Genomic DNA, 7,941 nt, shown 5'->3' with positions numbered 1-7,941 from the left:
CCGCACCGGCCGTCCCATCCGAGGCGGAACCAGCAGCGGCTCGATCACTGCCCATGCCTGATCAGTCAGCTCATGACGACGCACCACGAACAGACCAACGCGCCAACCACTTTGCGGACACGACCTAGGTCCCGCCCATCGACGCGTGCCACTTCCCGCGCGACAGGTGGCACACGCCGTCCGGTGTGATGCGGACCCGCGCGCCCAGCAGGGGCAGTTCGCCCTCCGTGTTGAGGCGGTCGCGGATGTGTTCCAGGGTTTGCCAGAGGCGTTGTGGGCCGCCTTCGTGGACCTCGGGCGGGGCGCTCCCCTCCGCCGACGCCCGCGCCCAGGAACCGTCCGGGTGCACGAGGAGGGCGGTTCGTGTCCGGTCGCCGTTCTCGTAGGCGAGTTCGACGCCGGGTGTCGTCACCTCCAGCATGGAACCGACCTCGGGGGCGTTCGCCATGTCCAGCACCGGGTAGCGGCCCCTCGTCCGCGTCTCCCCGTCCGATGCGCGGGCGTGGGCGAACAACTCGGTGAGTGGGTACGGGGACGGGTGCGGGTACGGGGACGGGGACGGGGACGAGTGGTCGTCGCGCGTGCGGGTGGGCATGAAGTCCGCGGTGTCGTGTTCCACCCGGCCCACCACGTCGCCGTCGGGCCGCTTCCAGCCGGTGATGATCAGGGACGTTCGCGCGAGCGTCGTCGCCAGTCGTCCGCCCGGTGCCAACGCGGCGAGTACCGGGCGGAGTTCGGGGCCTGTCGGCAGGCCGACCGTCGACACGATGCGGTCGTAGGTGCCGGGTACGCGTTCCGTCGCGTCCGTGGTGAGGAACTTGGGGTGCAGGTCCATGGCCGCCAGGCGGGAGCCCGCCGCGTTGGTCAGGTAGGGGTCCACGTCCAGGCTCGTCACGTATCCGTCCCCGATCCGGCAGCACGCGTACGCGGCCAGCCCGCCCGCTCCCGTGCCCAGGTCCAGCAGCGACAGGCCCGTGCCCAGGCGCCCGTGCCGGAGCATACGGACGGTCAGGCTCGGCATCGTCGCCGACGAGGTGGGCGACCCCTGCGGGCGGTCGCCGGATGTCGCGTGGTCCGCGTGCAGACCGCCGACCCTCGTCACCAACGACCGGTCGGCGTACGCGGCTTGCGTCCAGGTGTCCCAGGTGTGCGGGTCGGTTCCGCCCTCGCGCAGGACCCAACCGCCCGGGTCGTGGGCGTCTCGTTCCCACCAGCGCGGGACCAGCTCGTGGCGGGGGACCGCGGCCACCAGCGGGCGCCAGCGGGAGTCCGGTTCGGTCACCTGCTCGGCGAGTGTGGCCGCCCTCTGCTCCCAGTTCACGACCGCTCCCCGTGCTCGACGTGCCCGACCTGCTCGGCGTACTCGACCTGTTCGGCGTCCTCGACGTGCTCGACGTGCTCGACGTGCTCGACGGCGAGGTGTCGTCTGCGCAGCACGCGGCAGTCGGTCACCTTGCTGGCGTCCCGGTCCGTACGGGCGACGGTCTCCGTCCGGTCGAGGTCCTGGCATACCGGACAACTCCCGGACCGGGCGGCGGTGTTGGTCTGGGTGTCGGTACTGGTACTGGTACTGGTACTGGTACTGGTGTTGGTGTTGGTGTGCGTCACGCCACCTCACCCCGGCTTCTGGCGTTCTCGCGCGCCGTTCTGGCGCTGAGGATCTCGGCGGGGGTGGCGGGGCGTACGTGTTCGGGTTTCGCCTCCCACTCCGAGCCGCCGCAGACCGGGCGCAGGTACCAGTAGGGGCCGGCGGTTCCCCGGAACTCCCCGACCCGGTCTTCACGGTCGATGTCCACGATGAGTGTGCCGAGCGTCGGTTCGCGCACAGCAATCACTCCTCTCCGTAGTCGCCTCGCTACTAAGGTGTTTCAGCGTGGCCCACAGGCGGGAATCCCTCAACTTGGCAGTCGAGCAAGAAAGGTTGATGAGAAAACTTTGAACCGCAAGGAGTTGGACCCGGACAGTTCGCCCCAGGCCGCCTTCGGGGCGCGCTTACGCACTGCACGGGAAGAACGAGGCTGGACCCAGGAAGAGCTGGCAGTGCGGATGGGGTACTCCAGCACGCATCTCTCGTCGGTCGAAACCGGTCGCAAATTTCCAACCTTGCGCCTCGCGCGAAGTGCCGACGTGGTGTTCGGGACGGGCGACATGTTCGAACGCGCGTACAGGAAGGTGCGTAACGCGGGGCTGCTGGAAGGCTTCCCGCAGATGGTCGAGCACGAGGCGAAGGCGGCGGAGATCCGGCTGTACGAAGTGGGCGTCATGCCCGGTCTGTTGCAGACACCGGAGTACGCGGCGACCATCGCCCGGAGTGTGGTGAAGCGGGGAGCGATCACTGACACCCAGGCCGACGAGCGCATCGCGCTTATCGCGGAACGTCAGGCCACGCTCCTGCGGACACCGCCGCCGATGGTCTTCGTGGTGCTGGACGAGAGCTGCCTCCGTCGGCCCGTCGGTCAACCGGCCGTCATGGGCGGTCAGTGGGCGCGGCTGCTTGAGTTCGCCGAACAGCCCAACACCGTCCTCCAGATCGCCCCGTTCGACATGGGGGAGCGGCGCCCGTTCAGCTTGCCGATCACGGTGCTGACCTTGCCGGACCGCTCGCTCATCTCGTATGCCGAGTCTGCCCAGCGGGGGCACCTCGAACGTGAAAGTGCGTTCGTATTGCCCGTGTTGACGGCCTACCATCAGCTACAGGCTGAAGCGCTCTCGCAGGCGGCATCCGTGGCCATGATCGAGCAGTTGAGAAAGGGCACTCCGTGACGACCGAATCCCCGCGTTGGTTCACGTCCTCGTACAGCGAAAACGGCGGCCAGTGCATCGAGGTCGCCGCAAACCTCGTCGCGTCGCGCGGCGTGGTCCCCGTCCGTGACTCCAAGAACCCGGGCGGCCCGGTTCTGGGCCTCCCCGCCACCGCGTTCTCGTCCTTCGTCGAGGGCGTCAAGGCGGGGGAGTTCGGGACCGTCTGACCGTCTCTCCGTCCTGCTGTCCGACCGTCTGGCTTTCAACTCCCGGGCCCTGTCCGCAGGGTGGCCTCCTCGTCCGGCCGGCGTCCCTCCACCAGGGCCTGGCCGAGCGGGGTCAGGGTGTGCCACACGGTGTTCTTCACCCGCTGGCTGATGATCAGGTTCGCGTCCCGCATGGTCGCGGTGTGTTCGCTCGCCGAGGCGGTCGAGATGCTCAGCCGCCGGGCGAGTTCCCCTCCGGTGGTGCCGTCGGACGACGCGATCTCCTCCAGGACCGCCGCGCGAGTACGTCCTAACAGGCGTCCCAGAGCGGCCGGCCGAGGTGTCCCGGAGTCGTCCGTGAGCAGCTGGAGACCGCGGTTGGCGGGGTACACCAGGACCGGGTTCAGCTCACCGTCCCGCAGCGTGATCGGGCGGCCCCAGCAGAAGTACGAGGGGATCAGGAGCAGTCCCCGGCCGTTCAGGACCAGGTCCTGACGTACCGGGTAGTCCACCCTGAGCACCGGCGGCTCCCAGCGGGCCAGCGGATGGATGTTGCCCAGCAGCCGTTCGACGCCGCCGTCGAGGAGGTCACGCGCCCGCAGGGCCCGTTCGCCCTCGATCACCGTGCGGATGCGGTGCCACGGGCGGCCGAGCACCCGCTGGTGGTAGCGGCGTACGGCACCGCCCAGTCCGCGCATCGTCTCCGCCTCGCCCTGGGCCAGCCGACGTATCCATGGGCTCGCCTGGCGCCGGGCGGGCAGCAGGGCCAGTTCACTGCGCAGCCGGGTGCGGTCGACGTTCGTGATGGCGTCGACGGCGGACTCCAGGGTGGTGCCCGCGCCCGGCGTCAGGAAGTCGGGCGAGTAGCCGCGCGGTGGCGCCAGCCGGCGCAGCAGGGAGATCGACGGGTCGAGCGGGTCGGGGACCGAGGCCCGCCACGGCCCGAACACGATGTGGTCCGGTGAGCTGCCGAGCGCGTGCAGGCTCAGCAGCATCTCCCAGGCCGGATCCGGCGCGGGGGCAAGGCGCACCCGCGCCAGATCCTCAGCGGAGAAATGGATGTTCAGCACAGGCAGAGCCCCCCGAGGCGACTGGTTGTGCAGTAGAAGAGTGCGATGCGGGTGCGAACAGTTGCACCGTCGCGTTCACAAGGGGCCCGTGAGCCCGGCCTTTCGGCTGAGACCGAAAGTGAATGCGCCGCGAGATCCCCCCGGACAGCCTGAAGGCGACCGAAGGCGTACGGGTAAGGGGGAGCCTGGTGCGTAGATCCGCCGTGCTGTCACAACTGTCACAGCTGTCACAACTGCGACTGTTGCCGCAACTGTCACTGCTGCCAATGCTGTTGCTCGCGACGCTCACCGCCTGTGGACCGGGTGACGTGGCCGCGCCGTCCGGGCCCGCCGCGCCCGCCGCTGCTGACGCGACGTTCCCACGGCAGGCGACCACCGATGAACTGGTGACGCTGCGCCGGGCCGAGGACATCCTGGTGCGGCGTTGCATGGCCCGCGCCGGGTTCCGGCTGCCGACGGCGCCCGAGCCGGCCCGGACCGGGACTGAGCCCCCGCCGATGGCGCTCGTCCTCGCCGATGTGCCGTGGGCCCGCGAGCACGGCTACGGCTCCCGCGTCCGCACTCCCGGGGAGACCGACCGCCTGCGGGCGAACGACCCGGTCGGGGACTACCTGCGTGCGCTGACACCGCAGCGGCGCGGCGAGGCACTGCGCGCCTGGCAGGGCGGCGGCGTGGACACCGTCGAGGTCACCCTGCCGGACGGCGCCACGACGGGGCGCAGCACCCGGGGGTGCACCAGCGAGGCCCGCGGGGAGCTGTACGGCGACTTCCGCACCTGGTTCGGCGCGGACTCCGTGGACCGAGGTGTCACGTCGCTGGCCATGAGCCGGGCGCAGAGCGATCCCACGTACACGAAAGCACTGCGCCGCTGGTCGGACTGTGTGGCCCGGCGCGGGCTGCCCCACGAGTCGCCGGGGGCACTGCGGGCCGCGCTGGGCGACACGGCGCCCGTGGCCAAGGAGGTCGAGTACGCCGTCACGGAGGCGTCCTGCGCGATGGACTCCGGCCTGGCGGCGGTCGCCGGGGACGTCGAGGAACGGCATCTCGCCGACGTGCGCGAGCGGTATCGCGCCGATGTGACCAACGCCCGGCGCATGCGGCTCGCCGCACTGCCGAAGGCGGAGCGGATCGTCCGCGACGAGAACGCGTCGCGGCAGAACACCCAGAAGAACAACACCCAGAAGAACAACACCTAGAAGAGAGGCACGACATGAACATGAAGCGGTACGTACGAGGCGTTCTCGCGACGGCGGCGGTGATCGGGCTGGTCGCCGGAGCGGCCCCCGCCATGGCCGCCACGGACGCGGGCCCGTCGGCGACGGCGGCGGCCCCCAGCAAGCTCGGCGCCCCGACCCCGGTACGGCCCGGCGCCGACCTCAGCGCGCTGGCCGCGGCCGACGGCGCCGACGGCTACCTCTACGCCTACGACTTGCCCAACTTCTCTGGCGACTGGTGCCGTTGGGACCGCGACGACGAGTGGTGGGGCAACGACTGCGGCAACTTCAACGACCGCGCCACGTCCCTGTGGAACAACGGGTTCCCCGGCTACTTCAGCGAGGTCGCGCTGCGCCGGGACGTGAGCCCGAGCACCAACCAGTCGTCGTTCTGCATCGAGGCGGGCAACTACTACGCCGATCTGTCGCTGGGCTACGAGAAGTTCCTCGACGGCGGCTGGGCCGACAACGCGATCAGCGCGCACCGCTGGTTCACCGACGACGCGGACTACATCCACGACCCGCACTACGCCTGCTGACCGGAGGGAGGAATCATGGCCATCACCATCAATCTGCGCGACACCTGGGGGCAGTACGCCCCCAGCGACCTGCGGGCCCACGCCTCCGCGCGCCCCGTGCCCAACAGGAATCCGGGCCAGTACTGGTTCGGGAACATGGGAGTGTTCCTGCACTACCTCGGCGCCGGCAGCACGAGCGATCTGCTGACGGAGGAGGACTGCCGCAAAGCGATCGTCGACGTCTACGTGGACCACAAGAACGGCGGTCAGTTCAACGGAGACATCGCCTACAACTATCTCGTCTGCCCGCACGGCAACGTCTACGAAGGGCGCGGAGCGGAACGCGGTGAGGGGAACGCCGGTGATGCCGGCCGTATCGAGGGCGTAGGGCGCAACGAGGGTTTCTACTCGATCGTGGGCATGATCCGCTCCCAGGACGTCGCGAGCGAGGCCATGCTGCGCGCGATCAGGGACCTGATCCACTATCTGCGCACCGACGCCACCCCGCTCACCGGGAACAGGATCTTCCCGCACTCCTACGGCTATGACACCGACTGCCCCGGCAACCTGCACATGTACGCGCGGCCCGGATCGGTGGTCGACCCGTCCGCGCCGTGGCGGGCGTTCCCCGACATCTATGTGTCCCGGACGCAGAGGTGGGTGAACAAGACCTACGAGACGGCGCCCGGGTACGTGGCCTGCCCCGAAACCGGCTACACCGGCTGGAACACCGTCCTCTCCCTCACCCAGGGACTCCAGCACGAACACGGCATATCTCCCACCGTCCAGTCCTTCGGCCCCGGCACGTTCAACGCGGTGAAGAACCACGAGATCACGCCGGAGTTCGAGCGGAACGCGAATCTGCTGCGCCTGTACAACGGGGCACTGTGGTGCAAGGGCTACTGGGCCTCCCAGTCCCTCAACGGATGGCCCGAGGAGTCCGAGTCCTCCCTCCGGCAGCTCTACGCCGACGTGGGCCTCGACCAGGGCAACGCCGGGCAGCGCCTGGCGATGTGGCCGCACGTGCTGAAGTCCCTGCTGCGCATGGACCAGTTCCGCCTCGTGCCAGGCGGCGACCCCAACGTCCGGGCGATCCAGCAGCGGCTCAACTCCCGCTATGTCGCGGGCATCGGCATTCCCGCGATGAGTCTGGTGCCCTGCGACGGGATCTACTCCCGTGATGTCCAGCAGGGGCTCATGATGGCCATCCAGTACGAGATCGGGATCGCCCTTGGCTCGATCAACGGATACTTCGGGCCAGGGACCCAGGCCGCCCTCAAGGGAAGGGGAGCGGCGACGCTCACGGGCGACCTGCGGTATCTCTTCCGTGCCGCGTGCTACTTCAACTCACCGACGTACACGGCGAACGGGCAGGCGCACTACCTGGCGGCGGACATCGGCACCGACGCCCAGACCGGCACGCATCTGGGCTGGCTCCAGTCCTTCCAGAGGTTCTCGCAGATTCCCGTCACGGGCCGCAACGACTACACGACCTGGGCGCAGCTCCTCGTGTCGTCCGGCGACACCTCCCGCGACGCCACCGGCTGCGACTGCATCACCGAGATCACCGCGCAGCGGGGGCAGTTGCTCAAGGCCAACGGCTACTCGATCGTGGGGCGCTATCTGGACGAGCACCTCGCCCCGGGTGACGAGTACTACCTCGGCAAGGCACTCAAGCCGGGGGAGCCGCAGACCATCCTGAACGCCGGGCTGAGGTTCTTCCCGATCTTCCAGTACAACGGCACCGAACTCGGCAACTTCACCTACGACAAGGGATACGACCAGGGCAAGAAGGCCCACCAGAAGGCCGTGCAGCACGGGATCGGAGCCGGTACCTGCATCTACTTCGGGGTCGACTACGACGCCACCGACGAGGAGATCACCAGCCACGTGGTGCCGTACTTCAACGGCGTCAGGGCCGGGCTCGCCGAGCTGGGCAGCCGCTACATCTTCGGCGTCTACGGCTCCCGCAACGTGTGCGCCCGGGTGTCGAAGGACGCCGGGGCCCGCTGGTCGTTCGTCTCCGGGATGTCCTGGGGATTCTCCGGGAACCTCGGCTTCCCGCTGCCGGAGAACTGGTCGTTCAACCAGATCCACGAGTACGACTTCCAGGCGGGCTGGGGCCTGGACCACAACATCTGGCGCGACGGCAGCGATCCCGGTGTGTCCGCCGTCGGCCAGGGCGAATGAG

9 protein-coding genes are annotated in these 7,941 nt (G+C 69.2%); 5 read left to right on the top strand and 4 right to left on the bottom strand.

Annotation, left to right across the window (positions count from 1 at the left end):
* Positions 1–124: 124 nt before the first annotated feature.
* From CW359_RS33815 to CW359_RS33805, 3 genes are read right to left on the bottom strand one after another with little or no spacing between them, the layout of a single operon-like run.
* The gene (locus CW359_RS33815; RefSeq protein ID WP_105974023.1) at positions 125–1,321 is read right to left on the bottom strand and encodes a methyltransferase domain-containing protein; all 1,197 of its coding nucleotides are present in this window, start codon (positions 1,319–1,321) and stop codon (positions 125–127) included.
* Positions 1,318–1,608 (bottom strand): hypothetical protein, encoded by a 291-nt coding sequence (locus tag CW359_RS33810; protein WP_105974022.1) that lies wholly within the window; start codon positions 1,606–1,608, stop codon positions 1,318–1,320. The genes CW359_RS33815 and CW359_RS33810 overlap by 4 nt, the downstream gene beginning before the upstream one ends.
* Positions 1,605–1,826 (bottom strand): hypothetical protein, encoded by a 222-nt coding sequence (locus tag CW359_RS33805; RefSeq protein WP_408647547.1) that lies wholly within the window; start codon positions 1,824–1,826, stop codon positions 1,605–1,607. The genes CW359_RS33810 and CW359_RS33805 overlap by 4 nt, the downstream gene beginning before the upstream one ends.
* A gap of 109 nt (positions 1,827–1,935) precedes the next feature.
* Here CW359_RS33805 and CW359_RS33800 point away from each other — a divergent pair, with 109 nt between their 5' ends.
* Both CW359_RS33800 and CW359_RS33795 read left to right on the top strand, forming a co-directional pair.
* Positions 1,936–2,763, top strand: coding sequence for a helix-turn-helix domain-containing protein (locus CW359_RS33800; protein ID WP_105974021.1), 828 nt, complete (start codon positions 1,936–1,938; stop codon positions 2,761–2,763).
* On the top strand, positions 2,760–2,969 hold the full coding sequence (locus CW359_RS33795; RefSeq protein WP_105974020.1) for a DUF397 domain-containing protein: 210 nt from the start codon (positions 2,760–2,762) through the stop codon (positions 2,967–2,969). Before CW359_RS33800 ends, CW359_RS33795 begins: the two co-directional genes overlap by 4 nt.
* A gap of 35 nt (positions 2,970–3,004) precedes the next feature.
* Here the strand turns inward: CW359_RS33795 and CW359_RS33790 are convergent, their stop codons facing one another.
* On the bottom strand, positions 3,005–4,018 hold the full coding sequence (locus CW359_RS33790; protein ID WP_105974019.1) for an ArsR/SmtB family transcription factor: 1,014 nt from the start codon (positions 4,016–4,018) through the stop codon (positions 3,005–3,007).
* A gap of 266 nt (positions 4,019–4,284) precedes the next feature.
* On the opposite strand from CW359_RS33790, the gene CW359_RS33785 reads away from it, so the two are divergent.
* Genes CW359_RS33785 through CW359_RS33775 form a run of 3 tightly spaced genes read left to right on the top strand, consistent with a single transcriptional unit; the run spans position 4,285 to position 7,940 of the window.
* Positions 4,285–5,214 carry a hypothetical protein gene (locus CW359_RS33785; RefSeq protein ID WP_105974018.1) on the top strand — a complete coding sequence of 310 codons (930 nt, stop codon included), beginning with the start codon at positions 4,285–4,287 and terminating at the stop codon, positions 5,212–5,214.
* A 14-nt stretch (positions 5,215–5,228) separates the two neighbouring features.
* Complete coding sequence (locus tag CW359_RS33780; RefSeq protein ID WP_105974017.1) at positions 5,229–5,771, top strand: peptidase inhibitor family I36 protein; 543 nt, start codon at positions 5,229–5,231, stop codon at positions 5,769–5,771.
* 15 nt (positions 5,772–5,786) lie between these two features.
* On the top strand, positions 5,787–7,940 hold the full coding sequence (locus tag CW359_RS33775) for a glycoside hydrolase domain-containing protein (protein WP_105974016.1): 2,154 nt from the start codon (positions 5,787–5,789) through the stop codon (positions 7,938–7,940).
* The last annotated feature ends 1 nt before the right edge of the window (position 7,941 follow it).

Source organism: Streptomyces geranii, assembly GCF_002954775.1.
GTDB classification, from domain to species: Bacteria; Actinomycetota; Actinomycetes; order Streptomycetales; family Streptomycetaceae; genus Streptomyces; species Streptomyces geranii.
Note: the sequence above shows the minus strand (reverse complement) of the source record. Positions and strands in the feature narration are given on the sequence as shown.